The sequence below is a fragment of the Aquipuribacter aurantiacus genome (assembly GCF_051216895.1).
Taxonomy (GTDB): domain Bacteria; phylum Actinomycetota; class Actinomycetes; order Actinomycetales; family JBBAYJ01; genus Aquipuribacter.
Genome location: NZ_JBPKAO010000010.1, coordinates 1 through 13,280, shown reverse-complemented (window position 1 = coordinate 13,280; position 13,280 = coordinate 1). Strand labels below are relative to the sequence as shown.

At 76.2% G+C, this 13,280-nt stretch carries 13 protein-coding genes; 3 read left to right on the top strand and 10 right to left on the bottom strand.

Annotated elements, in window-relative coordinates; translation table 11 throughout:
• Window position 1: 1 nt before the first annotated feature.
• The 9 genes from pyrG to ACR80Q_RS13490 all read right to left on the bottom strand — a co-directional run bounded on the left by pyrG (window position 2) and on the right by ACR80Q_RS13490 (window position 9,543).
• Window positions 2–1,747, bottom strand: coding sequence for a CTP synthase (pyrG, locus tag ACR80Q_RS13530; RefSeq protein WP_435378159.1), 1,746 nt, complete (start codon window positions 1,745–1,747; stop codon window positions 2–4).
• Between the two features lie 14 nt (window positions 1,748–1,761).
• The gene (locus ACR80Q_RS13525; RefSeq protein ID WP_435378158.1) at window positions 1,762–2,952 is read right to left on the bottom strand and encodes a glycosyltransferase family 4 protein; all 1,191 of its coding nucleotides are present in this window, start codon (window positions 2,950–2,952) and stop codon (window positions 1,762–1,764) included.
• A 176-nt stretch (window positions 2,953–3,128) separates the two neighbouring features.
• Window positions 3,129–4,346: a putative cytokinetic ring protein SteA gene (gene steA, locus ACR80Q_RS13520; RefSeq protein WP_435378157.1), complete on the bottom strand. Its 1,218-nt coding sequence runs from the start codon at window positions 4,344–4,346 to the stop codon at window positions 3,129–3,131.
• A 12-nt stretch (window positions 4,347–4,358) separates the two neighbouring features.
• Entirely contained in the window at window positions 4,359–6,080 is a 1,722-nt protein-coding gene (gene recN, locus ACR80Q_RS13515) for a DNA repair protein RecN (RefSeq protein ID WP_435378156.1), read from the bottom strand.
• The gene (locus ACR80Q_RS13510; RefSeq protein WP_435378155.1) at window positions 6,077–7,036 is read right to left on the bottom strand and encodes an NAD kinase; all 960 of its coding nucleotides are present in this window, start codon (window positions 7,034–7,036) and stop codon (window positions 6,077–6,079) included. The genes recN and ACR80Q_RS13510 overlap by 4 nt, the downstream gene beginning before the upstream one ends.
• Entirely contained in the window at window positions 7,033–8,004 is a 972-nt protein-coding gene (locus ACR80Q_RS13505; RefSeq protein WP_435378154.1) for a TlyA family RNA methyltransferase, read from the bottom strand. Before ACR80Q_RS13505 ends, ACR80Q_RS13510 begins: the two co-directional genes overlap by 4 nt.
• Window positions 8,001–8,135 (bottom strand): hypothetical protein, encoded by a 135-nt coding sequence (locus ACR80Q_RS13500; RefSeq protein WP_435378153.1) that lies wholly within the window; start codon window positions 8,133–8,135, stop codon window positions 8,001–8,003. Before ACR80Q_RS13500 ends, ACR80Q_RS13505 begins: the two co-directional genes overlap by 4 nt.
• A gap of 39 nt (window positions 8,136–8,174) precedes the next feature.
• Window positions 8,175–9,110: an HAD-IIA family hydrolase gene (locus tag ACR80Q_RS13495; protein WP_435378152.1), complete on the bottom strand. Its 936-nt coding sequence runs from the start codon at window positions 9,108–9,110 to the stop codon at window positions 8,175–8,177.
• The gene (locus tag ACR80Q_RS13490) at window positions 9,097–9,543 is read right to left on the bottom strand and encodes a tetratricopeptide repeat protein (RefSeq protein WP_435378151.1); all 447 of its coding nucleotides are present in this window, start codon (window positions 9,541–9,543) and stop codon (window positions 9,097–9,099) included. The genes ACR80Q_RS13495 and ACR80Q_RS13490 overlap by 14 nt, the downstream gene beginning before the upstream one ends.
• A 55-nt stretch (window positions 9,544–9,598) precedes the next feature.
• Here ACR80Q_RS13490 and ACR80Q_RS13485 point away from each other — a divergent pair, with 55 nt between their 5' ends.
• The 3 genes from ACR80Q_RS13485 (at window position 9,599) to ACR80Q_RS13475 (ending at window position 12,068) form a co-directional block, all read left to right on the top strand.
• Entirely contained in the window at window positions 9,599–10,645 is a 1,047-nt protein-coding gene (locus ACR80Q_RS13485; protein WP_435378150.1) for a DUF1015 family protein, read from the top strand.
• 101 nt (window positions 10,646–10,746) lie between these two features.
• Window positions 10,747–11,751, top strand: a complete 1,005-nt coding sequence (locus ACR80Q_RS13480) for a hypothetical protein (RefSeq protein WP_435378149.1) — start codon at window positions 10,747–10,749, stop codon at window positions 11,749–11,751.
• A 2-nt stretch (window positions 11,752–11,753) separates the two neighbouring features.
• Entirely contained in the window at window positions 11,754–12,068 is a 315-nt protein-coding gene (locus ACR80Q_RS13475) for a PadR family transcriptional regulator (protein ID WP_435378148.1), read from the top strand.
• 33 nt (window positions 12,069–12,101) lie between these two features.
• On the opposite strand, the gene ACR80Q_RS13470 is transcribed toward ACR80Q_RS13475, so the two are convergent.
• Window positions 12,102–13,247 carry a hypothetical protein gene (locus tag ACR80Q_RS13470; protein WP_435378147.1) on the bottom strand — a complete coding sequence of 382 codons (1,146 nt, stop codon included), beginning with the start codon at window positions 13,245–13,247 and terminating at the stop codon, window positions 12,102–12,104.
• Window positions 13,248–13,280 lie beyond the last annotated feature (33 nt).

The following is a 13,280-nucleotide window of genomic DNA, read 5'->3' as shown; positions in this document are numbered from 1 at the left end:
CTCAGGCGCCCGCGACGGACGCGGCGGCGGTGGTCGACCGGTCCGTGGCCCCGTCGGCCCCGTCGTCCAGGTCGGCGTGCTGCATCTGCGCCTCGTCCAGGTCGAGCCGCTCCTCGGCCTGCCGCTGCAGCGCCGCCGCGACCAGCCCGGCGAACAGGGGGTGGGCCCGGGTGGGCCGGGACCGGAACTCGGGGTGGGCCTGCGTGCCGACGTAGAACGGGTGGACCTCGCGGGGCAGCTCGACGAACTCGACCAGCGCGCCGTCCGGGCTCGTGCCGGAGAACACCAGCCCCGCCTCGGCGAGCCGCCCGCGGTAGGAGTTGTTGACCTCGTAGCGGTGCCGGTGCCGCTCCACGCAGGTGGTCGCGTCGTAGACGCCCGCGACGACGCTGCCCTCGGTGAGCCGGGCCGTGTAGGAACCCAGCCGCATCGTCCCGCCCAGGTCCCCGGCCCCGGCCACGATGTCCTGCTGCTCGGCCATGGTCGCCACCACCGGGTGGCTGGTGTCGGGGTCGAACTCCGAGCTGCTGGCGTCCTCCAGGCCCAGGACGGTGCGGGCGTACTCGATGACCATGCTCTGCAGGCCCAGGCACAGCCCCAGCGTGGGGACCCGGTTCTCCCGCGCCCACCGCAGCGTGCCGAGCTTGCCCTCGATGCCCCGGATGCCGAACCCGCCCGGGACGCACACCGCGTCGACGCCCTCCAGCGCGCGTCGGGCTCCCTCGGGGGTGTCGCAGCTGTCCGACGGCACCCAGCGCAGCCGGACCCGCGCGTCGTTGGCGAAGCCACCCGCGCGCAGCGCCTCGGTGACCGACAGGTAGGCGTCGGGCAGGTCGGTGTACTTGCCGACGAGGGCGATCTCGACCTCGTGGGCGGGGTGGTGGACGGTACGCAGCAGCTCGTCCCACTGGGTCCAGTCCACGTCCCGGAAGGGCAGGCCGAGCCGGCGCACGACGTAGGCGTCCAGGCCCTCGGCGTGCAGCACCTTGGGGATGTCGTAGATGGAGGGCGCGTCGATGGCGGCCACGACCCCGTCGAGGTCGACGTCGCAGGAGTTGGCGATCTTGCGCTTGACCGAGTCCGGGATGTAGCGGTCGGCCCGGCAGACGATGGCGTCGGGCTGGATGCCGATGCTGCGCAGCGCGGCCACGGAGTGCTGGGTCGGCTTGGTCTTCTGCTCCCCCGACGGCCCGATGTACGGCACGAGGGACACGTGGACGAAGAACACGTCGTCGCGGCCGACGTCCTGGCGCACCTGGCGGGCGGCCTCCAGGAACGGCAGCGACTCGATGTCGCCGACCGTGCCGCCGATCTCGGTGATGATCACGTCGACGTCGGAACCGGCCTTGGCCCGCATCCGGGCCTTGATCTCGTCGGTGATGTGCGGGATGACCTGCACCGTGTCGCCCAGGTACTCCCCGCGGCGCTCCTTGGCGATGACGGCGGAGTACACCTGCCCGGTCGTCACGTTGGCCGCGGCGTCCAGGTCGATGTCCAGGAACCGCTCGTAGTGCCCGATGTCCAGGTCGGTCTCGGCGCCGTCCTCCGTGACGTACACCTCGCCGTGCTGGAACGGGTTCATCGTCCCGGGGTCGACGTTGAGGTAGGGGTCCAGCTTCTGCATGACCACCCGCATGCCCCGGGCCCGCAGGAGCCGGCCCAGGCTCGAGGCGGTCAACCCCTTGCCCAGGGACGATGCGACGCCCCCGGTGACGAATATCTGCTGAGTGACCGCGCGCTCCACCACGGACCTCGACGCTATCAGTCGGCCGGGTCCACCGGGTGCCGCCGCGGCCGGGTGGGGCGGGCCGCGCAGGCCTCGGCGTAGGAGTCGAGGACGTCCGCGGCCACGTCGTCCTCGTCCGGCATGGCCCGGGCGCGGGCCCCGGCGGCCTCGGCCAGGGCCTCGGCGCGGACCGGGTCGCTGAGCAGCAGGGCCACCTCGACGGCGAACGCCTCCAGGTCGTCCCCCGGCACCAGGACGCCGGTGTCGCCCAGCACGTCCGGGACGCCGCCGACGGCGGTGGACACCACGGGCAGGTGGGCGTGCATCGCCTCCTGGACCGACAGGGCGGGCGCCTCCCACCGCGACGTCAGGACGAACACGTCCGAGGCGTGCATCAGGGCCGCGATGTCGTCCCGGGCGCCGAGCAGCCGCACGGGCAGCCGCTCCTCGGCGATGGTCCGCCGCAGCCGGGCGACGACCGGCCCCGGCCCGACCCCGACCACCAGCACCTCCGGCGCGGGGTGCAGACCCCGCCAGCGGGCGGAGGCGTCCAGCAGCAGGTCGTGGTTCTTCTGCGGCACGATGCGCCCGACCGTCAGGATCCAGGGGACGTCGGCGTCCATCCCCAGCTCCCGGGCCAGGCCCGCCCGCACCTCGTCCCGCGGTCGGGTCGGCGGGTCCACCGCCGGCGCCGAGACCGGTGACAGCCGGGCCCGACGGGCACCCAGCGCCTGCGCCCGTCCCAGCAGGTCGGCGCTGGGGGCCAGGGTGACGTCGCTGGAGCGCGCGACCAGCCTCTCCCCCGCCCCCAGGGCCATCCGGCCGCTGTCACCGGGGTAGGGCGACGAGTGCCAGGTGGTGACCAGCGCGGGCCTGGGCCGCAGCGTCCGCACCGCCAGGGCGGCCACCGCCCCGGCGCGGAAGCCGTGGGCGTGGACCACGTCGGTGCCGTGGGCCCGCAGCGCGACGCGCAGGGTGGTCGCGGCCGCGAGGTCGTGCACCGGGCGGACGTCCTCCCCGAGCGGCAGGACGATGCCGCGGGCGTCGACGTCGACGACGTCGCCGAACGCCGCCAGGACGGCCCGGGACCCCGCCAGGCGGACGTCGACGCCGGCCAGCAGCAGCCGTCGCACCAGGCCGCGCACGTGGACGCGGACGGTCTTGGTCGGTGAGGACAGCACGACGACCGCGCGCGGGTAGGCCCGGCTGTCGTCGCTCGTCGGCACTGCCTGGACCTCCGTGACCGGCCGGGTCGAGCCGCCGACGGGCCCCGGGACGGGCTCGGGGTGCTCCACGTGTGGGGGAGACCGTAACGACCTCGTGGCGGCGTCGGCGCACGGCCCCACCAGCCCGGTCCCGACGCCCCCCGGTCCGAGCGGTGGACCCCACGTCGAGCGGGGACTCAGCCGCCGGAGGAGGCCCCGCCCGGCAGCCCCCAGCCGCGAGCCGCTTCGGCCACGGCCGCGAGCTGCTCCTGACCCCACGGGGTCGCGGCGGCCACCGACGCCACGACGACCAGGCCCGCCAGCACGAGCAGCAGGACGAGCGCCCAGGACCGGCGGGGCTGGTGCAGCCGCGCCACCGTGGCTGCGTCGACGACCGCGCTGCCGGCCCGCAGCCGGGTCAGGAACGAGCTGGCCGAACCGGCACGACCGCGGTCCAGGAACTCCTCCAGCGTGGCCGGGGAACCGACCATGACGACGGGGTCGGCCCCGTTGGCGTGGGCCAGCAGCACCGCGGTGTCCTCCGTGGTCAGGCGGGAGCAGAACCTCGTCGACCCCGGGTCGGGCGACGGGGCCGGCCGCACGTCGTCCTCACCCGGGCGGCAGTGCACGACCACGTGGGCCCCGGACGACAGCCCGGCGACCCCGATCGAGGTGCCGTCGGCGGCGTCGGCGTCGGTGATGACGAGGTCCGGGCGCAGACCGGCCTCGACCAGTGCGTCGGCGCCGCCCTCGACGCCGACGAGCACCGGTCGCCGCTCGGTGATGAAGGACCGCAGCCGCCGCAGGTCCTCGGCGTACCCGAAACCGCGCACGACCACGACGACCGGACGCCCGGCGAGGCGCACCGGGACCTCGGGGACGCCCGTGCCCTCCAGCAGGAGGTCCCGCTCGACGTCGAGCACCTGGGCCGTGCTCTCGGCGAAGGCCTCCAGCTGGGCCGCCATGCCGCGCGAGGCCTGCTCGACGGCCAGGCGGACGGTGTCACGGTCCTGCACCCGCCCCTGCAGCGGCACCTCGGTGTCCACCCACCGGTCCCGGCCCGCCCCGACCATCACCCGGCCCTGGTCGACGCGCACCGTGGTCCCGTCGGTGAGGGTCGTCGTCAGGTGCGGACCGAGCCGGTCCACCAGCAGGACGCCGGCTTCCAGGAGCAGCTCGGGACCGCGGTGCGGGTACCGCGCGGACGTGCTGCTGCCCGCGAGCAGGACCGCGGACGGCCCGGTGTCGAGCAGCCGTTGGGCGGTCCGGACGTCCAGGTGGGGCAGGTCGAGCACGGCCACGTCACCGGAGCGCCACCGCCCGCCGGGCAGGTGCCCGGGCTCGGCGACGCGGGCGGTGCCGACGACACCGGACTCGTCACGCTGCTGACGTCGCCGTCCCAGGAGGGTCCTCATCGTTCGAGGGTGTCACGGCCCCTGGCGGGAGGCGGGTGTGCGCTGCGGCGCGTCGCGCATCGAGGCGGCGGTGTCCAGCAGCTCCTGGGCGTGCGCGGCGGCGGTGCTCGACGTGCCCAGGCCCGCGAGCATCCGGGCGATCTCCTGGACGCGGTCGACGCCGTCGACCGCGGCGACGTCGGACACGGTCCCGGTGCCGTCGTCGGCCTTGGTGACGACCAGGTGGTGGTCGGCGAACGCCGCCACCTGGGGCAGGTGGGTGACCACGACGACCTGGCCGCCACCCGCGAGACGGGCCAGCCGCCGACCGATCTCCACCGCGGCCTCGCCACCGACACCGGAGTCCACCTCGTCGAAGACGTAGGTGCCGACCGGGGCGTCGGCCGTGGTGACCACCTCGATGGCCAGCATGACGCGCGACAGCTCGCCGCCGGAGGCCGAGCGGGCCAGCGGCCGCGGCTCGGCCCCGGAGTGCGAGGCCAGCAGGAAGACCACGTCGTCGGCGCCGTCGGGGCCGGGCTCGGTGGACCCGACCCGGACCTGGACCCGCGCCCGGGCCAGCGCCAGGGACGACAGCTCGCCGGTCACGGCCTGCGACAACCGCTCCGCCGCCGAGCAGCGGGAGCCGTGCAGCTCCGCGGCGAGCCGCTGCAGCTCGGCCCCGGCGTCGTCGGCCTGCCGGCGGAGCCGCTGCGGGAGCCCGTCGTCGTCCAGCTCGTCGAGCCGGGTGCGGGACCGCTGGGCCCACGCCGCGGCGGCCTCCAGGTCGCCGTGGGCGCGCAGCAGCGGCGTCAGGTCGTTGCGGCGGGCGTCGACGTCGGCGAGGCGGCCCGGGTCCGCGTCGATGCCGGAGGCGTACCCGGCCAGGTCCGTGCCCAGGTCGGTGGTCAGGTACGTGAGCTCGGCCAGCCGGTCGGCGAGCTCGGCGGCCCGCTGGTCGTGCTCGCGGACCGCCTCCAGCGCGGTGCGCGCGGCGGCGAGCAGCCCCTGCGCGCCCGGGGTCGTCGCCTCGTCGTCGCCGGCGACGGCCTCCAGGGCGTCGTGCCCGGCCCGCTGGAGCTCGTCGGCGTGGGCGAGCCGCTCCCACTCCTCGTGCAGCTCGGCGTCCTCGCCCGGCAGCGGCTGCACCCGGTCGTAGTCCGTCAGGGCCAGCCGCAGCATCTGGGCCTCCTGCGCCCGCTCCCGCGCGGCGGCCTCGACCTGTCCCAGCTCGCCCAGCAGGCGGCGGTGCTCGGACCAGGCCTCGCGGTAGCGCTGGAGCAGGTGGGCGTGCTCGGGCCCGGCGTAGGCGTCCAGGAGCGAGCGCTGGTGGCTGGTCGAGCGCAGCCGGAGCTGGTCGGACTGGCCGTGGACGGTCACCTCCTGCTCGGTGACGGCCCCCAGCACGGACACCGGCACCGCGCGCCCGCCCGCCCAGGCGCGGGCCCGGCCGTCGGCGGGGACGGATCGGGCCAGCAGCAGCGCGTCGTCGTCGAGCTCGCCCCCGGCCTCCTGGGCGAGCCGGGCCGCCTCGCCGTCGAGGGGTACCCGGAGCAGCCCGTCGACGGTGGCGGCACGGGCCCCGGCCCGCACCAGGGCCGGGTCGGCGCGGGCGCCCAGCAGCAGGCCCAGCGCGGTGACGACCATCGTCTTGCCGGCGCCGGTCTCGCCGGTGAGCACGTTGAGGCCGGGGTGCAGCGGCAGCGTGGTGTCGGCGATGACACCGAGGTCACGGATCCGCAGCTCCTCGATCACGCGCCGGCCCCCGGGCCGCGCCAGCCGTTGACGGGCAGCCGGAAGCGCTGGACCAGCCGCTCGGTGAAGCCCGTCGCCGACAGCCGGGCCAGGCGGACCGGCACCTCGCCCCGGCGGACCTCGATCCGGGCCCGCGCGGGCAGGTCCAGCGAGCGGCGGCCGTCGGCCCACAGCACCCCGGAGCCGCCCAGGCCCGGGACGGTCTCGATGGCCACGACGCTGCTGGTCCCCACCACCAGGGGGCGGGAGAACAGCGCGTGGGCGCTGAGCGGGACCACCAGCATGGCCTCCACCTCGGGCCAGACCACCGGTCCGCCGGCCGAGAACGCGTAGGCGGTCGACCCGGTCGGGGTCGCGACGACGATGCCGTCGCAGCCGAACCGCGTCAGGGGGCGGCTGTCGACCTCGAGCACGATCTCGAGCATGCGCTGGCGGCTGGCCTTCTCCACCGCGATCTCGTTCAGCGCCCAGGTCCGGGCCACCTCGCGCCCGGCGTCCAGGACGACGACGTCGACCGTCATCCGCTCCTCGACGTCGTAGTCGCCGGCCACCAGCCGCTCGACGGTGTCGGCGAGCCCGTCCAGCTCGCTCTCGGCCAGGAACCCGACGTGCCCCAGGTTGACCCCGAGCAGGGGGGCGGGCGTCCCCCGGACGATCTCCGCGGCCCGCAGGATCGTGCCGTCGCCGCCCAGGACCAGCACCAGGTCGACGCCGTGCAGCACCTCCGGCGACGGGGCCCCCACCTCGTCCACGGGGACGTGGCGGAAGTCACCGGACACGTCGGCGTAGTGCATGGCCGCGGCCAGCGCCTGGGCCTGGTCCTCCCCCACCACGACGTCGACCCCGGCCGAGGCCAGCGCGGACACGACCGACACGACGGCCTGCAGCGCCTGCTCGCGTCCGGTGTGGGCGATGACGAGGACGCTGCGAGGGGCCACGGCCGGGCGCTCGGTCATCGCGGGGCCTCCGGGCCGTCGTCGGTGCTGCCGGTGCTCGTGCTGCTGCTGCTGGTGCTGCTGGTGCTGCCCGTCGGCCCCTCGGCCACGGCCCGCTCGACCTCGGCCCGGGCCCGGTCGAGCTCCTCCGACGAGGGCTGCTCCTGCGGCGACGTCTGCTGCTCCGACGACGTGCCCGGCCCGGTGCCGGCCCCCGCCCCGGGCCCGGCCCCCGTGCCGGTAGGCCGGAGCAGGACGAAGTACTCGACGTTGCCCGACGGTCCCGGCAACGGGCTGGCCGTGGCGGCCACCAGCGTGCGGCCGAGGCGTCGGGCGACCTCGACCACCGACAGCACCGCCTCCGCCCGCAGCGCGGGGTCGCGCACCACCCCGCCGGTGCCGACCTTGTCCCGGCCCACCTCGAACTGGGGCTTCACCATCAGCAGGTGCTCGGCGTCGTCGGTCGCGGCGGCGACCAGCGCCGGCAGCACCAGGGCGAGGGAGATGAACGACAGGTCGGCCACGACCAGGTCGGGCGCGGGGTCGAGCGAGCCGGCCGCGAGGTCGCGGACGTTGGTCCGCTCGCGGACCAGCACCCGGTCGTCGGTGCGCAGCGGCCACGCCAGCTGCCCGTAGCCGACGTCGACGGCGTGCACGGCGGACGCGCCTCGTGCCAGCAGCATCTGGGTGAAGCCGCCGGTGCTCGCCCCCGCGTCCAGGCACACCCGCCCCGCCACGACCGGGGCCAGCCCGCGGGTGGCGAGCGCGTCGAGCGCGCCGTCGAGCTTGCCCGCCCCGCGACCCACCCACGAGTCGGAGGCCTCGGGCTCGGTGACCAGGACGGCCGCGGCCGCGTCCACCTGCGTGGCGGGCTTGTCGGCCCGCTGACCGCCGACGCTGACGCGGCCGGACGCGACGAGCTCACCCGCGTGCTCGCGGCTGCGCGCCAGACCACGCCGGACGAGCTCGACGTCGAGGCGGCGTCTCACGCCCGGTCGGTCCCCGGGGTGGCGGCGGCGGTGAGCCGGGAGTCCAGGGCGTCGGCGGTCGCCTCCAGCCGGGCGACGGCGACCGTGAGGTCGTCCAGGTCCTCCACGGCGGCCCGGGTCTGCTCCTGCATGGCTCCGACCGTACCCGTCGGCACCCTCGGGCGATGAGATCACCCCGCCCCTGGGGACAGCTCCTCCAGCCGACGCGCCATCACCTCGTCCCGCCGTGCCGGGTCCGGTGCCGCGTCCAGCTCCTCCCAGGCCTCGTGCAGCTGCCGGGTGAGCTCGAGCGAGCGTTCCCGTCCCGGGGAGTCCCACAGGTCACCCAGCTCCTGCAGCACGAGGCCGGGACGGTGGTCGCGACCGGCCCGCAGGGCGTCGACGAGGCCGTGGACCCCGGTCAGCACGAGGGCGGTGTCCTGGCCGGCGGCGACACCGCCCGCGATGTCGGTGTCGAGGCGGTCCCCCACGACCAGCGGCCGGGAGGAGTCGCAGGACCGCGCGGCGACCGCGAACAGGTGCGGTCCCGGCTTGCCCGCGACGGCGTCGGGCCGGCGCCCGGCCGCCTCCGCCACGGCGTGCACGAGCAGCCCGTTGCCCGGGGCGATGCCCCAGTCGGTGGGGATCGTCGAGTCCAGGTTGGTCGCCACCCAGGTGACCCCGGCGGCCACCCAGCGGGTGGTGGCGGCCAGGTCGGCCCAGGAGGTGGTCGGCGAGAACCCCTGCACGAGCGCGTCCGGGCGTTGCGTCACCTGCGAGACGTGCTCGGCCCGCAGGCCGGCACCGGTCACGGCGTCCATCAGGGCCTGCGTGCCGGCGACGGCGACGTGCGCCCCCTCGGCCAGCCCGACCGACCCGCGCAGCAGCTCCACGGCGGCCCGCGGCGAGGCCAGCACCTCCTCGACGCTCGCCGGCACCCCGACGGAGACGAGCTTGTCGACGACCTGCTGCGGGGTGCGGGAGGCGTTGTTGGTCACGAAGCGCAGCGCGGTGCCCTCCTCCCGCAGCCGCGCCAGCGCCTCCGGCGCCCCCGGGACCGCACGCTCTCCGGCGTAGACGACGCCGTCCAGGTCCAGCAGCAGGGCGTCGTGGTCAGTCCTCGGCACGGGGGCTCCTCTCGGTGACGGCGCGGGCTCGGGCGAGCAACGCCTGGTACTCGGCCCGGCCGGGACGCATGACGTCGGCCATCGCCAGGTGGGGCAGGGCCTCCTGGTAGCGGCCGAGCCGGACCAGGCTGGCGCCCAGACCGAACCGGGCGTAGTCGGAGTCGGGGCTGGCCTCCACCAGGTCCGCGAACAGGTCGCGGGCCACCGCGAAGCGGCCCGTCTCGAACTCGGCCCGCGCCAGCGTCTCGACGAGCTCGGGAGAGCCCGGCACCTCGGACAGCGCGTGCCGCAGGAGCGTCGCCGCGGCTCCGGCGTCGCCACGGGCGAGCATGCCGCGGGCCCGGGAGACCCAGTCGTACACGTCGCCGGCGGGTCGTCGGACGCCGTCGGGGTCGCCGGGTCCACCGCGCTCCGGTTCCTGGGCGCCGACCATCCGACACCTCCGTTCCTGTCTGCTCGTCCCGACCCGGGACCGTACGATGCCGGACATGATCACCGGGACGGCGGGGGTCTCGCCGGTCCGGTTGCTCCATCCTGACCCCGAGACGGCCCGGCACGACAGCGGGCTCCGGGATGCGGGCTGGGTCGAGTCCGGACGGGACCTGCTGGGACCGCCCGCGGTGTTCGCCGTGGAGCTGGACTCCCCCCACGCCAAGGTGCGCGGGGTGGTGGCGGTCTGGGACGTCGCGGACCCGCCCGCCTCGGGTGGTCTGCTGCCCCATGAGCAGACGGACCCGCGCGGGGTCCGACGCCGGGTGAAGGCGCTGCGCGCCGCCCACGTGGACCGGGACCCGCTGCTGCTGACCCACCGCGGTGGCGGCGCCGTGTCGGCGCTCGTCGCGGGCCGGACCGCTCCGGTGTACGAGGTGACGGAACGGGACCGGCACGTCCGGGTGCTCCAGGTGGCGGCGACGGTGACCGACGAGGTGGTGGCCCTGCTCACGGGCGGGGCGTACCTCGTCGCGGACGGGCACCACCGGCTGGAGGGGGCGGTGCAGCTGGTCCGGGAGGGGCTGCCGGCGCAGGTGACGGCCCTGGTCGTGGACGCGGACGACGAGCCGCTCTCGCTCGGTCCGATCCACCGGGTGCTGCTGGACCTGCACGGGCGCGACCGGGTCGCCGAGGACGTGGTGACGGGGGTGCTCGAGCGCTGCCGGGCGGCGGGCGCCGTGGTCGAGGCGGGGACCTCCGACGCCGGCCGCGCCGTGCGCCTGCTGCACGGGGACCGGTCGTGGACGGTGATCTGGCCCGACCACCCGCGCACCGACGTGACGACGCTGGTCGACCACGTCCTGCAGGACACGGTCAGGTGCCGGACGCGGCGTGAGCCGCAGGCCGACATGGCCGCGGCGTCCGGGCGGAGCGGGGCCCTGGCCGTGCTGCTGCCGGCCCCCGACCTGGACGACGTGCTCACGTTGTCGCGACGGGGCGCCCTGATGCCGTACAAGGCGACCGCCTTCGAGCCCAAGCTCCCCTCGGGCGCCCTGGTCCGGCCGCTGGCCGGCTGGCAACCCAGCCCGCGCGACGGGGCCTAGGTACGGCACGGCCGGCCACGGGGGGGGGGCCGGGCTCTTGCACCCCGACGAGCGTCCTGGTTGTATCTAGATACGGAATTTACCTAGGTACGGGAGTCGACATGGCAGTCAGGGCGTGGCCGGCGCAGGACCAGGACTGGGTGGCGCGCTACCGGAGGGCGGTGGCCGGGCGGCACGTCCCGGCGGACGCGCTCGAGGCGCGCGAACGCGAGCTGCTGGAGGCGGCGCACGAGGCGGGCGTGCACGCGGCCGAGCTGTTCGGGGACGCCGTCGAGCTGGCGAGCGAGGACGCGGCCGAGCTGGCGACGGTCGAGGAGGCGGTACGGACCTCCGAGGGCGGCGGGCTGCGCCCCGCGCTGCGGGAGGTGGGCGGGTCCCTGGTGGGGGTCGCTGTGATCGCGGTGCTCCTGCTCGCGGTCCGCGGTGGGTGGCGGGTCGACGTCGGCGTCGGGGCCGCCCTGGTCGCGGTCAGCGTCGTCGTCGTGCTCGTGGGTTGGCGCGTGGGGCGGGCCCTCTTGTCCGCTGGTCGGCCGGGGTCCACGGTCGGGGGCCTCGTCGCCGTCGGCGCGCTGGCCGTGGCCGGGGTCGCCGCCGCGGCGGGGATCGGCCCGGACCCCGTGGCCCTGCGGGACGTGCCGGTGCCGTGGCTGGGCGTGGCACTGCTCGCCCCCGGCGTCCTCGCCCTGGTGGTCGCGGACCGGATGCCGCAGCAGGTGCTTCGCGACCGGTGGGACGACACCGAGTGGCTCCGCCGGTTCCGGGGCGGGTTGCGGTCCCGACTGGTGCCGGCGGCCACGGCACGAGGTCATGTCGCGGAGGTCGAGCACGCGCTCCGCGCCGGGTTCGCACCGGCGGCCGTGGAGTTCGGGCACCCCGTGGTCCTGGCCCGCCGGCTCGCGGAGGCCGACCGGACGGCGCGGACCCGGCGCTGGTGGGTGTCCACGGTCACCGGAACGGTCACCCCGCTCGCCGTCGCCGCCGCGATCGTGGCCCTCGACAGCGGGGGCGGCGTCCTCACCGCCGTGTTCGTCGTCCTGCTCCTGCTGAGCGCGGCGGTCACCGTGGTCGTGGGCTGGGGCGACCGGCCCTGGGCGGGGCGACGTTGAGCATGGCCGCCTGGCAGCGCGTCTCGCTGCCCATGCTCGTGCTGGACGTGCTCGCGGTCGCGCCGCGGCACGGGTACGGGGTCTCGCAGGCCCTGGTGACGGCCGGGCTGCAACCCATCAAGGGCGCCCAGCTCTACCCCGCGCTGGTACGCCTGGAGGACGAGGGCGCGATCGTGGCCCGGTGGGAGCAGAGCGAGACCGGTCCGGCGAGGAAGGTCTACGAGCTGACCGGGGCGGGGCGCACCAGACGGGAGGCGCTGCGCGCCGAGTGGGACGCGTTCGTCACCGCCGTCGCGACCGTCAGCCGCGAGGGCTGACGGTCGCGACGAGCGGCCCACCGACGGTCGGCCTCACTCGGGTCGGCCGACCCCGCCGTCCACACGACCGTCGTCGTCCTCGGGGTCCAGGTCGAGGAAGTGGCCGATGTCGTCGCCGTCCTCCAGCTCCAGGCCCTCCGGGGCGGCGGGGTGCGCCGCCGCCTTGAGCCGCCACACCTTCGCCTCGTCGGCCCGACCCGCCTCGGCCAACGCCTCGGCGTACCCGGCGACGAGGCGGTAGTGCCACTCCTGCTTGTGCTGAGCCTTCAGCTCGGGCACCTGCAGCGTCAGCACGGCCGCGTCGGCCTGACCCAGGTCCTTGCGCGCCCCCGAGGCGACGAGCAGCATCTCGATGCGCGCCTCGAGGTCCAGCCGTGCGGCCTCGGGCGAGGCGGCGAGCTCGAGCGCCCGCTCGGGTCGTCCCAGCCCACGCTCGCAGTCCGCCAGCACCGGAAGGGTGTCGAACCGGCCGCTGATGCGCCGCGCCGCCTTCAGGTCCTTCGACGCCAGGTCGTAGCGCCCGCACCGGTAGGCGATGATGCCGGCCGCCTCGCGGGCCGCCGCGAGCCGGGCGCCGGCCACCCGGACGACCGCCACGTGAGCGAGGGCCGTGTCGAAGTCACCCTCGTCCGCGGCCACGTAGGCCGCGACGAGACGACGGGCGACCTCGGTGGAACGACGCTCGCCGAGGGCCTCGAACTCGCGCAGGACGTGCTTGTCCAGCGCCCCCTCGGTCGCCCACTCGGGGATCGGGGGCCCGAACGGGACGACGGCACGCTCGTCACGGGCACCGTGGACGCCCGGCTCGAAGTCCTCCCGGGCCTGGCTGGGCCGGTTGGGCGCTCCTCCTCGACCACCGGGACGGTCGGGACGCCCACCGGAACGATCCGGTGCGCCTCGCCCGCCCGATCGGTCGGGGGCGCCCCGGCCGCCGCTACGGTCCGGCGCACCACGGCCGCCGGAACGGTCGGGCCGTCCGGCGCCCGAGCCCGGCGCGCCGTCACGACGGGGGCCACCCTCGCCACGGGGCGGACCGTCACGACGGGGGCCACCCTCGCCACGGGGCGGACCGTCACGACGGGGGCCACCGCTCCTGGGGGGGCCGCCCTGTCGTCCACCGCGGGAGGGCGGCCGTCCGCTGCCAGAACCCGAGCCGTTGGGGCGAGAGCTGTTGTTCATCTGTACTCCTCAGTAACGCACGATAGGCCGCCC